12 protein-coding genes are annotated in these 13,498 nt (G+C 62.8%); 4 read left to right on the top strand and 8 right to left on the bottom strand.

All coding sequences use genetic code 11. The annotated features are described in order from the left end of the window. Nucleotides 1–26 precede the first annotated feature (26 nt). The 4 genes from ACFT1A_RS03885 to ACFT1A_RS03870 are packed head-to-tail and all read right to left on the bottom strand — an operon-like array spanning nucleotide 27 to nucleotide 5,066. Entirely contained in the window at nucleotides 27–2,009 is a 1,983-nt protein-coding gene (locus ACFT1A_RS03885) for a 5-oxoprolinase/urea amidolyase family protein (protein ID WP_378445905.1), read from the bottom strand. After that, nucleotides 2,006–2,659 carry an urea amidolyase associated protein UAAP2 gene (locus tag ACFT1A_RS03880; RefSeq protein WP_347872683.1) on the bottom strand — a complete coding sequence of 218 codons (654 nt, stop codon included), beginning with the start codon at nucleotides 2,657–2,659 and terminating at the stop codon, nucleotides 2,006–2,008. Before ACFT1A_RS03880 ends, ACFT1A_RS03885 begins: the two co-directional genes overlap by 4 nt. Next, a complete protein-coding gene (locus tag ACFT1A_RS03875; protein ID WP_378445904.1) occupies nucleotides 2,656–3,489 on the bottom strand; it encodes an urea amidolyase associated protein UAAP1 in 834 nt (277 codons plus the stop codon). Before ACFT1A_RS03875 ends, ACFT1A_RS03880 begins: the two co-directional genes overlap by 4 nt. 2 nt (nucleotides 3,490–3,491) lie before the next feature. Beyond that, on the bottom strand, nucleotides 3,492–5,066 hold the full coding sequence (locus ACFT1A_RS03870) for an amino acid permease (RefSeq protein WP_378445903.1): 1,575 nt from the start codon (nucleotides 5,064–5,066) through the stop codon (nucleotides 3,492–3,494). Between the two features lie 197 nt (nucleotides 5,067–5,263). Here ACFT1A_RS03870 and ACFT1A_RS03865 point away from each other — a divergent pair, with 197 nt between their 5' ends. Then, entirely contained in the window at nucleotides 5,264–5,992 is a 729-nt protein-coding gene (locus ACFT1A_RS03865) for a TetR/AcrR family transcriptional regulator (protein WP_378445902.1), read from the top strand. A 12-nt stretch (nucleotides 5,993–6,004) separates the two neighbouring features. Here ACFT1A_RS03865 and ACFT1A_RS03860 read toward each other — a convergent pair whose 3' ends face one another. After that, a complete protein-coding gene (locus ACFT1A_RS03860; RefSeq protein ID WP_378445901.1) occupies nucleotides 6,005–6,559 on the bottom strand; it encodes a transglycosylase family protein in 555 nt (184 codons plus the stop codon). A gap of 439 nt (nucleotides 6,560–6,998) precedes the next feature. Here ACFT1A_RS03860 and ACFT1A_RS03855 point away from each other — a divergent pair, with 439 nt between their 5' ends. Further along, nucleotides 6,999–7,646: a hypothetical protein gene (locus ACFT1A_RS03855; protein WP_378445900.1), complete on the top strand. Its 648-nt coding sequence runs from the start codon at nucleotides 6,999–7,001 to the stop codon at nucleotides 7,644–7,646. Between the two features lie 16 nt (nucleotides 7,647–7,662). Here ACFT1A_RS03855 and ACFT1A_RS03850 read toward each other — a convergent pair whose 3' ends face one another. Genes ACFT1A_RS03850 through ACFT1A_RS03840 form a run of 3 tightly spaced genes read right to left on the bottom strand, consistent with a single transcriptional unit; the run spans nucleotide 7,663 to nucleotide 11,744 of the window. Then, entirely contained in the window at nucleotides 7,663–9,345 is a 1,683-nt protein-coding gene (locus ACFT1A_RS03850; protein ID WP_378445899.1) for an ABC-F family ATP-binding cassette domain-containing protein, read from the bottom strand. Nucleotides 9,346–9,360: 15 nt separating this feature from the next. Continuing rightward, a complete protein-coding gene (kstD, locus tag ACFT1A_RS03845) occupies nucleotides 9,361–11,124 on the bottom strand; it encodes a 3-oxosteroid 1-dehydrogenase (RefSeq protein WP_378445898.1) in 1,764 nt (587 codons plus the stop codon). Further along, on the bottom strand, nucleotides 11,124–11,744 hold the full coding sequence (locus ACFT1A_RS03840) for a TetR/AcrR family transcriptional regulator (RefSeq protein ID WP_378445897.1): 621 nt from the start codon (nucleotides 11,742–11,744) through the stop codon (nucleotides 11,124–11,126). Before ACFT1A_RS03840 ends, kstD begins: the two co-directional genes overlap by 1 nt. Nucleotides 11,745–11,902: 158 nt before the next feature. Here ACFT1A_RS03840 and ACFT1A_RS03835 point away from each other — a divergent pair, with 158 nt between their 5' ends. After that, complete coding sequence (locus ACFT1A_RS03835) at nucleotides 11,903–12,406, top strand: nuclear transport factor 2 family protein (protein ID WP_378445896.1); 504 nt, start codon at nucleotides 11,903–11,905, stop codon at nucleotides 12,404–12,406. Continuing rightward, nucleotides 12,403–13,461 (top strand): serine/threonine protein phosphatase, encoded by a 1,059-nt coding sequence (locus ACFT1A_RS03830; protein WP_378445895.1) that lies wholly within the window; start codon nucleotides 12,403–12,405, stop codon nucleotides 13,459–13,461. The genes ACFT1A_RS03835 and ACFT1A_RS03830 overlap by 4 nt, the downstream gene beginning before the upstream one ends. Nucleotides 13,462–13,498 lie beyond the last annotated feature (37 nt).

Here is a 13,498-nt window from a genome sequence, read left to right as displayed (position 1 = left end):
CGGAGAAAAGGGTGCTCACTCGACCATCAACCGGGTAGCGAGAACTCCCCCGCATCCGACCAGCGCTGACGCTCGGCCCCGAACGCGACGGACTGCATCGCGCGGAACTCCTCGATCGAGCGCGAATTCGACGCGAGGAACTCCTGATGCTCGGCCAGGGAGAAACTTCCGTCCTCGATCTCGACTCCCCCGCCGCGGCCGGCGGCGGTGTCCGCACGCAGATCCATCAACTCTTCCGGTTCGACGGGATACCAGGAGATCCGGTCGAAGAATCGCAGTAGCCAGGGAGTGCCTTCCTCGAATGGGCCCGACTTCGCGGGGTGGCGGTGATTCCACACTTGCGTCGTACGTCCGACGAACTGGTACCCACCTGGGCCTTCCATCCCGTAGATGCAGAGGTAGGCCCCACCGATCCCGACGGCGTTTTCCGGGGTCCAGGTGCGGGCAGGGTTGTACTTGGTCGTGACCAGGCGATGACGCGGATCGAGCGGTGTCGCGACCGGCGCCCCGAGGTAGACGTCGCCGAGGCCGAGCACCATGTACTCGGCGCCGAAGACGGTGTCGAACACGTCGTTCACGGATTCGAGACCGTTCATCCGGCGGATGAACTCGATATTCCACGGGCACCACGGCGCATCGGCGCGAACACCGTGCATGTACCGCTGGATCGCCTCACGCGTTGCCGGGTCGTCCCACGAAAGTGGCATCCGCACAGTGCGACTGGGCACAACAAGTTCGTTGGCCGCCGGCAAGGTGTCCTCTGCCTCGGCGAGCATTCCCATCAGTTTGCCGACGGGCAGGACGTCCGGGTCGACGCGGACCTGCAGGCTGCGGATTCCCGGTGTGAGATCGAGTAGTCCGGCCGGTTTCTCGAGTTCGAGTCGCTGATGCAGCGCGTGTGCACGCGCACGCAGGGCCAGATCGAGATTCATGTCGCCGTACTCGACCAACACGTTGTCGTCACCCGAGCGGCGATACGTCACCGGGGTGTCGCCGTCGCGGCGGGCGATGACGCCGTCGTCGCCGTCACCGCCGGTGGAATGCACAACCGAACTGGAGGCTCGACGCGATACTCCGAGGTCACGGCGCGAGGCCGCCCGTTCGGCACGAACCGGTATGAAGCGAATCTTGTTGCCGGGAGCCAACTGTCCGAGCTTCCATCGATCGGCGGAAACGACCGTGATCGGGCAGACGAAGCCGCCGAGGCTCGGTCCGTCGGGTCCGAGGAGGATGGGTGTGTCGCCAGTGAAGTCGAGTGCGCCGATCGAGTACGCGTTGTCATGGATGTTCGACGGGTGAAGGCCCGCTTCGCCTCCGGTGGTTCGGGCCCAGTCAGGTTTCGGCCCGACCAACCGGACTCCGGTGCGGTCGGAGTTGAAGTGGACCTCGTACTCGGTCGCGTACAGAGTGTCGATGTCGGAGCGGGTGAAGAACTCCGGCGCCCCGTGCGGGCCCTCGGTCACCGCGAGTTCCCAGCACGTGTGTATCGCCGGAACATGCTCGGCGGGAACAGCTCCCGCTGCGCCGGTCGCCTGTCCGAGTTTGAGAACGTCTCCTGCACGCAAGGTCCGGCCTTCGTGTCCACCGAACCTGCCCAGGGTGAAGGTCGAGGCGCTGCCGAGATAGTCGTCGGTCTCGATTCCGCCCTGCACGAGTACGTAGATGCGCAGTCCCGGACCGCTGACCGTTCCGACGTCGAGCACCGCTCCAGCGGGGACGAAAACTGGTCGCCACTGACCGTGTGCGACGCCGTCGACGGTCACCGACACCGGGGCGCCTGTGACGCACACCGTGGTGTCTTCGTCAAAGGTCATCGCAGGTCCAGCCATTGCACATTCGATTCCCGGAGCGCCGTCAGGATTTCCGAGTGCGGTGTTTCCCAACCGAAACGACAGGTCGTCCATCGGGCCCGATGGTGGGACTCCGATCTGCCAATATCCGACGCGTCCGGGATAGTCCTGAACCGTCGTCAACATTCCGGGACGCACGATGGTCAGCTTTGCGTTCATTCGTCCGCTCCCGGCCGTGTGACGATCATGCGGACGGCCGTCGGATCGAAGCCGTTGCACGGGTTGTTGATCTGCGGGCAGTTGGACACGAGGACAAGCGCGTCGCGTTCGGCACGCAACGCGAGCCGCTTTCCCGGCGCCGACAGTCCGTCGACGATGCCGAGCGTGCCGTCGGGGTCGACCGGGACATTCATGAAGAAGTTGATGTTGGACACCAGGTCCCGTTTACCGAGCCCCCATTTGGCGCCCTCTACGAGGAAGTTCTCGACGCACGCGTGCTGATGCTTGGTGTGGTGGCCGTATCGCAGCGTGTTCGATTCCTGAGAGCACGCGCCGCCGACTGTGTCGTGGTTTCCGACCTCGTCCGCAACAAGTGTCATGAGCGGAGTTCCGTCGTCACTGCGGAGCACGGAGCCAGTGGTCAGGAACAGATTCCGCTGGGCGGCGACAGTCGCTGCTGCCGAATACCGAACGCTGTGATCGTCACCGGCGTAGACGAGTGTGTCGACGGCTTGATTTCCGTGCAGATCGACGATGGTCAGGACGTCACCGGCACGAACGAGCGCTGACCACGGCCCGAACGCGTCAGCGATCTCGTCGAGGATCACCGTTCCGGGAACGAGGGCGGGGACATCCAAGGTGGTGGTCATGCGATCTCCTCCAGGTTCGAAGCTGTCCAGGCGTCTTCGGTATTGAGCACTGCGCGTTGATATTCCGGCCCGCGAACGACGAGGCTGTCGAGTTCGTCGGCTGCATTCCACGCGAGCACTTCGAGGGACGTGGTGGGAAACTCCGACGCCGGGTCGAGTGGGTGCGCGGTGTTGGCGATCATCACGATGACGGGCAGGTGGATCAGAAGGTCAACCGTTGCACCTGCTCCGGCGGATCCGGTGCTGGTGAGAGCGCCGTCGGCCTCGACGCGCACACCGTGGAAGAACGACAACGGAGGCGCTATGTCCTGCGGCCCGAGTCCGTTCTTCGCGGCAGCCACGGTGAAAAGTTCGCGTCCGGCGGGTGAGGCACTGTGCAACGAACCCTGACCGTATTTCGCCTCGTTGGTGGCGCGCGATGTCGTTCCACAGAACGCGTCGTGGTGACCCGAGGTGTCTGCGACGACGGTCGCGAGTACTCGCCCCTGATCGGAGAGCAATGGGTGCCCGACGCCGAGATACGCCTGCCACGGCACCTTGACGGTATCGGCGACGTTGAGCCGCTCCCAGGGAGCGTCGGCGCGGTAGAGCAAGACATTGGCGCAGGCACTGCCAACGACGTCGCGAAGTCGCAATCGCGTTCCACGGGCGAGAACCTTCGTCGTGTATCGCCCACCTGGCACCGTTTCAGCCCAGGTCAGACGCTCCGAGGCGACGTCCTCGGGTGGGTTCGGCCAGCGGGTTGCCGGCAAGACGGGCATGGAATCGGTGATCGTTCCGGCTTGGGACCGGGCATGCTCGCGGGCTCCGGCGGTGGTCTGGGTAGTCATGGTCAGGCTCCGATCGTGACGGGATTCGGCGTGGCGCGGCCGCGAGGGAAGCAGGCGACTCCGAGCCCGACGACCAGCGCAATCGTGATGGGGGCAGCCCACTGCAGGATGGGATATTCGCCGGTGGGATTGAAGATCTCGGCCCGCGGCCAGGACAGGTTGATCACCATCAGTGCGCCGTACACCACCGCCGCGATATTGACAGGCACTCCCCAGATACCGAGGGAGAACAGCTTTTCACCTTCGGCATCGAACTTGGGGCCGGCAGCGGTGCGCGGCCATCCCTTGAGCCGCTGAACCAACAGCGGCACAGTAACCATGAGGTAGGCCAAGTAGATCAAGATGATGCACACGCTGGACAGGGTCGCGAAAATTGCCGAGTTGCCCACGTTGACGGCCAGAACGGCAATGCAGATCAGGCCGATGAGGATGGACGGTGCGATAGGTGTTCCGGTGCGGGGGTTCACCTTTGCCAGGATCGGCGAGGCCGGCAGACGCCCGTCGCGGGCCATGGAGAACATGAGCCGCGATGCTGCGGTCTGAATTGCCAAGGTGCATACGAACACTGCGATCGCGACGTCGATCAGCAGCACAGTGCCCCACGGCGAACTCAGGATAGACGTCAGTACGTACGGCAAACCTTCCGTGGCCAGGCGACCGTCGGTGAGCGAAGGCGCCGCCATCAATGCACCGAGGATCATCAAGCCGCCACCGAGTGCGGACGCAGAGAGTGCAAGACGGATCGTGCGGGGTGCAACGCGTCGGGGATTGCGGGTCTCCTCGGCCAGTTCCCCTGCCGAACCGAAGCCGACCATGACGTAAGCGGCCATCAGTCCGGACATGATCCACGCCCAGGCGTATCCGGGCTGACCGCCGGCACTGCCGGTGTCGAAGACGACGTCCGGTCCGCGCTGAGCATGGGTGAAGAACATGCCGACCACAGCGATGACACCGACGATTTCGCAGGTCACACCGATGTTGTTGATACGCGACATCCAGTTGACGCCGATGCAGTTGATGAAGGTGGTGAGGACCAGAAGTACCGAACCGAGCAGCACGGCATTTGCAGCGCCACTCGAGGAGGTGAGCGCGCTGTCCTCGCCGATGATCTGGAACCCACTCCACACATTGGGGAGCACAACTTGCAAGGCGATGGCGGCAGCCGACGCGGTGACGATCTGAGCGAGAATCATGAACCACCCGGCGAACCAGCCGACGATCTCACCGCCCATTCGCCGCGACCACTGGTAGATGGCACCCGAAATCGGATATCGGGCAGCAAGTTCCGCGAAGTTGAGCGCGACCATGAACTGTCCGATGAAGACGACCGGCCAAGTCCAGAAGAAGGCCGGTCCCGCGAAACCGAAACCGAGACCGAACAATTGGAAGATCGTGGTCAGAATGGAGACGAAGGAGAAGCCCGCGGCAAACGACGCGAACTTTCCCAGCGATCGATGCAGCTGCTGCTCGTAGCCGAACTCCGCGAGGTCGCCGTCGTCGTGAGGTGAAGATGCGTGAGGTGAAGATGCGAGCGCGGATGCGGTTGTGGGCTGCGCAGCCGGGGTGGTTGCACTCAACGGCGTACTCCTTCGGCGAAGCGATTCAGAGGCGAATAACTGTCGATTGATAGTTTTCGCGAAATCCACTCGCCGCAGGTGACGCCCGCGTATACGATTCGCCCGATTCTGTAACAGGCTCGTTGAGTACGTTTCGAGCGCGTGACCAAATGCTCACAGGGACGTCCACCCCGCATGTAAGGCCTCGGCCTGCCACTATGGAAGGCGTGACCAACGCCGGCCCCGGACGACCCCGCCTGACCGCTCGCCGACGCCCGGGCGGGACCGCCCGCGCGGAGATCTTGGATGCTGCCGCGGAACTGTTCACCACCCGAGGCTTCGCGGCGACGTCGACGCGCCACATCGCCGAAGCAGTCGGGATGCGTCAGGCGTCTCTGTACAACCATTTCGCCACCAAAGACGACATCCTGGTTGCGCTACTCGCCGACACGGTGACTCCGGCGCTCGACTTCGCAGAGAATCTCAGGCCGCTCGACGCCTCACCCGAGGTGAAGCTGTACGCACTTTCGTACATCGACGCGGCGCAACTGATCACCGGACGGTGGAACCTCGGCGTCCTCTACCTCTTGCCGGAACTGAGAAGCGACCGGTTCATCTCTTTCCGAGCCGATCGCGATCGGCTTCGCGAGCAATACCGGACACTCGCCCAGGCAGTGCTCGCCGCAATTGGCGATCCGGCATCGACTCTGGCCGAGCTTCCGTTTCGCCTGGTCGAAAGTGTGATCAGCGCGCGAGCCGACGCGCTCGAAGGAACGCCGATCCCCGACGCCGCCGTCATCGCCGGGTCGGCGCTGCACATTCTGGGGTGGCGCCAGGATCTTGCTCCTCTCCATACGGAAGCGGCGGAGCTTATTTCGAACGCAGAAACGCCGAAATTGTCCGGGGCTGAATCAGCTCCGGACAATTTCGACGCAATGAGGCCCTAAACGGCCACGTGACTAGACCGAGAGGGACTGTCCCGGGAAGATCAGGTTGATGTTCGGGACCTGGCTGGCGAGGTTCTCGAGCGAGATGCCGTGCGCAGCAGCGATCTTCGACAGGGTGTCGCCTGCCTTGACCACGTAGTTGCCGCTTCCGGTGCTTGCTGCCGGAGCCGAGTCGACGGAAGCCTCAGCGGTGACGGGCGCTGCTGCGGCCTCGTAGTTGCCTGCGGTGGTGCCGGTGGTCAGGTACTGACCGCAGACGGGCCATGCGCCGACGCCCTGGCCTGCGAGAACGTTCTCGGCGACACGGATCTGCTCGGACTGGCTGGCGTTGGCAGCGTTGCCGGATCCGCCGAATGCGTTCCAGGTGCTCTGCGTGAACTGCAGTCCGCCGTAGAAGCCGTTGCCGGTGTTGGCGGCCCAGTTTCCGGAGGACTCGCAGTTGGCGACTCCGGACCAGTCGTGGCCGGCTGCCGACGCGGTGCCGGTGCTCATGGCGAGCGGGATCGCGACGACTGCGCCTGCGGTTGCAACTGCGCCGAGGGCGCGCTTGAAGGTGATGCTGGTCATTGGGTAAATCCTCTCCGCCACCGCGGGCGACGTCGGCCCGGACGCTTTCACGTCTCGTCGATCGACTCGCCTGTTTCACTCCTGCCCCGCGAAGGTTTCGGGAGTACCGGACCCGCGGGGCAGAAGCACGCAGTTGCGGGTCGGTGTTTGCCCGGTAGTTTCGGGCTGTCAACGACCGTAGGCGATGGTCACGGATTGGTCACGGGGCAGTTTTCCAGCACTGCCGTACCAGAATCTGCGAAGAATCGGGCAATAGCCACAGGTCAGCTAGTTGATTCGAGCTTCAACCATACCGATCGTTATCCGTCCGTTATGTGGCAACCGTCACGGCAATTTTGTGACCCACAGCACCGGAATCGGCCGTGTCGGACCACCAACGAGGCTCCTGGGGATGTTAAGAGAGTCCTGGCAACGGGAAAAACCGACCGCCCCAATCATTATGGAGAATGGACTGGTGATCGTCGCAGTAGAAGGACCCAGCGCCGCCGGCAAGACCACCTGGTGCCGAACCCAACTCGGTGGCGAATCCGCAGCGGAAGGATTCGTCGCCGAGTATCAGCCCACGGGGTTCGAGCCGGACGGCACGGATCTCGACGTACAGGCAAGTTACTGGACAACGGTCAATTCGAAGCGATGGTCGCAAGCGGAAGATCTCGAATCGAGAACCGGTACCGCGCTCTGCGACAGCGACCCGCTGAAACTGCACTACAGCTGGTGTCTCGCTGCGGTGGGCGCAGCACCTCGGGAGCGATTCGAGCACGAACTCCTGGCGGTCGAAAGCGCTTTTGCGCAGCTGAAACTCGGTTTCGCGGATCTGACCGTCATCTCGATACCGTCACCGGGGCAGCTTCTACTGCAGCGCAAAGGAGACCCCAGCCGCCGACGACGGCACTTCGAGCTTCACGCGACGCTCGCCGAGCCGCTCACCGAGTGGTACTCAGCGGTCGAACGCGTAGATCCAGGTCGCGTTGTGTGGCACTTCCCGGCGCAGCTCGATCTTTCGCAGTGTCCCCCGACCCGACCGCACCGCAGCGATCTGAGCCTTCTTCGCGCGGTGATCAACGAGCTGCCGCCTCTCCCCAGGTAGGAAGCACTGCTCGATCTCAGCGCGCTCGTTCGACCCTGGCCTCGTCCCACACCGGCGACTCGCTCTCGTACACGTTCCCATCCGATCCGAAGACCAGGAACCTGTCGAACCCGCGCGCGAACCAGCGATCGTGGGTGACCGAGATGACGGTGCCGGCAAACTGTGCAATGCCCTGCTCGAGCGCGTCCGCCGAATGAAGGTCGAGGTTGTCGGTCGGCTCATCGAGCAACAGCATCGTGGCGCCGGAGAGTTCGAGGAGCAGAATCTGCAGTCGTGCCTGCTGACCGCCGGACAGGTCGTCGTACTTCTGCTCCGCTGCTTGGGACAGTCCATAACGATCAAGAGCCCGGCTCGCCGCTTCACGCCCCATTCCGTTGCGGTGTTCGTCGCCCATGTGCAGGATCTCGAGCAGCGTGTTTCCGGTCAGATCGGGCCTGGAATGTGTCTGTGCAAACAATCCGGGACGTACCCGAGCACCCAGCGTCGCGGTTCCGCCATGCTCAACCGGCGCGATGTCGAGCGCCTCGACGGGAAGATGCTCGGTCCCAGGGTCGGTTCCACCGCCCGCCAAGAGACGGAGGAAATGCGACTTCCCGGACCCGTTGGAGCCCAGCACGGCAACGCGGTCTCCGTACCAGATCTCGGTGTCGAAGGGCTTCATCAGACCCGTCAGCTCGAGATCCTGGCAGACCAAGGCACGCTTCGCAGTTCGCCCACCGGCAAGTCGCACTGTCACCTTCTGTTGTAGGGGAATTGCCTCGGGCGGTCCTGCCTCCTCGAATTTCGCCAACCGGGTTTGCGAAGCGTGGTACCGAGCAGCGATGCCGTCGTTGAACTTGGCCTTTTCACGCAATCGCAGAACCAGGGCACGCAGTTTCGCGTGTTCTTCGTCCCAGCGCCGGCGCAGTTCTTCGAAGCGCGCGTTGCGATCCTCGCGGGCCTGGTGGTAGCTGGCCAGCCCAGCGCCGTGGGTCCACGATGTCGCGCCGCTGATTCCGGGTTCGAGAGTCACGATGTGGGTGGCCGCATTGGCGATCAGTTCGCGATCGTGGCTGACGAACAGGACCACTTTCGGCGATTCCGAGATCGTTTTTTCCAACCACCTCTTCCCCGGAACATCGAGGTAGTTGTCCGGCTCGTCCAGAAGAAGTGCGTCGTCGGGCCCGGCAAACAGCGCTTCGAGAACCAACCGCTTCTGCTCGCCGCCACTGAGCGAGTTGGCCGCTCGCCACTTCGCACGGTCGTAGGGAACACCGAGAGCCGAGGTAGTGACCTTGTCCCAGAAGTCTTCGGTCTCGTATCCGCCGACGTCGGCCCAATCGGCAAGCGCATGTGAGTATTTCATCTGAGTTGACTCTTCGTCTCGCTCGATCATCGCGTTCTCCGCGGTGTCGAGCGCCAGTGCCGCGTCGCGGATCGGTGCCGGAGAGACGGACAACAGGAGATCACGCACGGTGGACTCGTCGCGAACCTGACCGACGAATTGCCGCATCACACCCAGTGTTCCGGATCTGGTGACTGCACCCTCGTCAGCGACGGCGTCTCCGGCAATGATCCGAAGCAGTGTCGTCTTGCCGGTTCCGTTCGGACCGATCAGTGCAGTCTTGGCACCGTTACCGACCCGGAAGCTGACGCCGCTGAGCAGTTGTCGACCATCAGGGAGGAAGTAGTCGACGTCGGCGATGTTGAGGTGGGTCACGGGCTCAAGCGAACCCTATCGGCGACGATCTGCCAAACCATTTGTTCGCTCGCCGGCCTCGAGCCCACTCCCGTCGGACAAGCGTGCGAACGCGTCGAGCGCCGCCAGATAGCCGAAAACCATTGCGGGACCGATAGTTGCGCCTGGCCCCGCATATGTATGACCCATCACCGGCGAACTGGTGTTTCCGGCGGCGTAGAGCCCGTCGATGACCGAACCGTCCGCGCGCAGCGCCCGCGCACGAGCGTCCGTGTTGATACCGCCCTTGGTTCCCAGATCGCCCGGAACCATCTTCGCCGCGTAGAACGGACCCTTGGTGAGTTCTCCGAGGCTGGGATTGGGCTTGTTGGTGCAGTCACCGTAGTAATGGTCGTATTTACTTGTCCCCCGGCCGAAGTCACGGTCGACTCCGTCGCGCGCATAACTGTTGAATCGCGTGATCGTCGCCGACAACGCATCGCCCGGTACTCCGATCTCGGCAGCGAGTTCGGCAATCGATCCAGCCCGCACAATCGCGCCCGATGCGATCCACGACCGCGGTATCGACCCGCGCGCCGGAACTCCCGCGAACAGGTAACGGTCACGGTAAGTCTGATCGAAAATCAGCCAGGCCGGGATGTTCTCCGCAGGGCCTTCACCTCGGCCATGTTTCCCGCCGAACATTGCATGCGCCGCTTCGACGTAGGGAAGCGACTCGTTCATGAACCGATTCCCGCCGGCGTTGACCATCAGACTGCGCGGCAACGAGCGTTCCGCCAAAGCGAACCACGGGCCCTTGGGCAGTGGAATCGACGGCGCCCACCACGCGTCGTCCATGTACGAAATTGCTGCGCCGACGCCCAGGGCTGCTCGGATACCGTCCCCGGTATTGGTCGGCGCTCCGAGAGTCCACTGCGCACTACTCGGTCGACGCTGATACTCGCTGCGCATGTCGTCGTTGTTGTCGAAACCGCCGCACGCGAGGATGACGCCGCATCGCGCGCGCAGCGTTGTCTGCACTCCCCCGGACTCGAGTCGCACACCCACCACACGTCCGCTGTCGGTAACCAAATCCACAAGCTTCGTTCCGAGTTTCACCGGAACTCCGGCTTCCCGAACTCCGAGCATCAGTTCCGCCATGAGTGCTGGTCCGAGCCCGATCAGCTTCTTCTTCCTGGCCTTCGCGGCCAGGGATCTCATTCCCACCCGAAGCATTCGCACCGGCCCGCGCCAATGCCGAATCCCCGTGCTCAGCCACCGGTAGTCAGATTGTTGGACAACCATGTTGAGCGGAACCTTCATGTACGGCGGATGAAGTGTCGCGAGATCGTCGCCCAGTGCTCGGGCGTCGAACGGGCGCGGTTCGCACGATCGCCCGCTTGCAAGTCCGCCGGGCGCCTCGGGAAAGTAGTCGGAGTAACCCTTCACCCATTCGAGCTCCAGAGCGGAATGTCGGATCAGGAAATCGAGAGCTTCGGGGCCTCGATCGATATAGGTATCAATACGGTCGGTGTCCGCGTCCTCGCCGACAATGCTCTTCAGATATGTTCGCGCAGAGTCGATATCGTCTGCCGGCGCCTCGCGGCGAAGTATCGAATTTCCCGGAATCCACACGCCGCCCCCGGACCGGGACGACGAACCGCCCCAGTATTCGGACTTCTCCACGAGGATCGTCGAGAGTCCGTTGCGGGCTGCGGTGATGGCTGCGGACATGCCGGCAGCCCCCGATCCGACAACAACGACATCCACTACGGGCACATTTACTACGGACGGCACGGCGCCCTGAGAGTTCTCGTCCATCACTGGTCACGACCTTTCGTGACATCTTCGTCCTGCGTGTGCCACCGGGATCCCCGAACGGCGTCGAGCGCCCCCTCGACGCACACGGGAAGCGATGCCCCGCGCTTTTGGGGGTGACGTATCCATTGCCGATAGCCGAACTCCGCCGCAGCCAACATCAGATGAACGAGAAGTCCTGGGCGGCTGTCGTTTTCCGGATCGAGTTGCATTCGCTGTGCCACCAACTCGACCAGCCGATCACGATGTTCGGGCGCGATCAGCGCGACTCGATCCATCAGGTGCGGCGCGGTACGGAACGCCGATCGCCACTGATCGATCTCCGAGGACTCGAAAGCATTGGAACGCTCGAGGATTGCCCGTGAAATCGCAAGATCAGCCGACTCGGATGCCGGGCGCTCCTCGAGGAGCGTCACGATTCCGGCACCGCCTTGCCTGACCGGATCCAACAGCAAATCCTCCTTGTTACGAACGTGCCGAAAGTACGTGCTCGCCGACACCCCCGCCGCCGACGCAATCTGCTCAGTGGTCACGTCTTCGAAACCGTCACGTGCGAACAGTTCGAATGCCGCACGTTGAATGTCTGCTCGCACCTGCAACCGCTGTCTCTCCCGTAGTGACATCAGCAACGTCCTCCCGCCTCGGCCGAGATCCGGCCATTCTCGATAATGCGAGTCTCACCTATTGTGACAGTCACTGTCAATATCCAATTCTCTGTCAGATACCAGCAGACCCCGGCACATCGTTGACAGGGCATTCGATGCCACGACAAGCTTCGAAGATGAAGCGATGGTTCGCGGCCGGCCTCGGAACGGCGATCGTCTCGCGATCGCTGCTGCGTAAAGCTTTGCTTTTCAAGTTCAGGCGCGACGTCCGGGCGCTCAACTCCGGAAACTACCGTCCGCTGCTGGGCTCATATCACCGTGACGCAGTACTGAGATTCGCCGACGGCGATCATCGGTGGGCCGGGGTGCACGCCGGAAGGGACCAAATTGAGAAATTTCTCCAGGAATTCGTCGCCGCCGGGCTTCAAGGCGAAGTCACCGAAGCGTATTTCGGTGGTCCACTTTGGCGCATGACTCTGCTCGCGCGTTTCAATGACCGAGCGCTCGGCCCCGACGGCTCCGTCGTCTACCAAAATCGGACAGTGCTTCTCGTCCGAACCAAGTGGGGGAAGATAATCGAGCAGGAAGACTATTACGAGGACACCGCCAGAATCGGTGACTTCGACAAGCGGCTTCGCGAAATCGAAGCCGCACGAACCTGTGGCACAGTCGTGGAATGAGAGATGTCAGGGCTGACCGGTATCGAAAACTATCGGCATTCCTCGCTTCCCAGAACGATGCCGAACTGGCCCAACTGGTAGACACCGCTCGAGTCACGAGTGTCGGAGTGGGCGGCGCCGCAGGACTCGTCAGTGTCGGCGAAAACAGGCTCAACGGCGTTCCGGTATTCACCAAACGAATTCCACTGAGCGAACGCGAACTCGCCGACGTGGGCTCCACGTCCAACCTCTTCGACCTACCCATGTTCTGCCAGTACGGCATTGGAGGCCCAAGCTTCAACGCTTGGCGAGAGTTGGCCGCGAACGTCGTCGTCACCGATGCCGTTCTGGCCGGCGAAACACAGTCATTCCCGATGCTTTACCACTGGCGAGTGCTGCCCGGCCGCACACCTGTTGCATCCGAACACGCGGACATCGACGCGGTGCTTGCCGCTCAGGGCGGCAGCCCGGCAGTACGGACACGCCTCGAGGCGCTCGCCGCTGCACCATGCAGCCTCGTTCTGTTCTGCGAGTACATCGCACACCCGATATCGGACTGGCTGCAAGACAACCCGACCGTCAAGGCTGCCGAAGTCGAGCGACAGTTCTCGGAGATCGTGGCGTTCTTGCGCGATCGACAGTTGCTCCACATGGACGGACATTTCGGCAACATGCGCACCGACATGGAGCGGATCTATCTCACCGACTTCGGACTGGCCACATCGCCACACTTCGACCTGTCGACTGCCGAGCGCGACTTCGCCCGGAATCATGCCACTCACGACGCCGACTACGCCGCCATGCTTCTGGTCAACTGGTTGGTGACCGAGGTCTGCGGGGTACCGAGGCCGACGAGCGGCGGACCAGTCGCCCGCAACGAGTACGTACGCCGGTGCGCCACAGGTCATATCCCAGGTGATGTGGCACCAGAGGTGGCCGCGATCTTGACCCGACACGCACCTGCCGCTGCGGAGATGAACGACTTCTACTGGCAATTGTTCGACGGCGACTTCGACGCACACTACCCTCATATAGCGGCAGTTCCGAGATCCGGTCGAGGACAGGGTTTTCCCTGAACTGCCGTCTCCACATCTCAGGGTTCATGTCATCCTC

The sequence above is a fragment of the Rhodococcus sp. NPDC057135 genome (genome assembly GCF_042670865.1).
Taxonomy (GTDB): Bacteria; Actinomycetota; Actinomycetes; order Mycobacteriales; family Mycobacteriaceae; genus Rhodococcus_F.
Note: the sequence above shows the minus strand (reverse complement) of the source record. Positions and strands in the feature narration are given on the sequence as shown.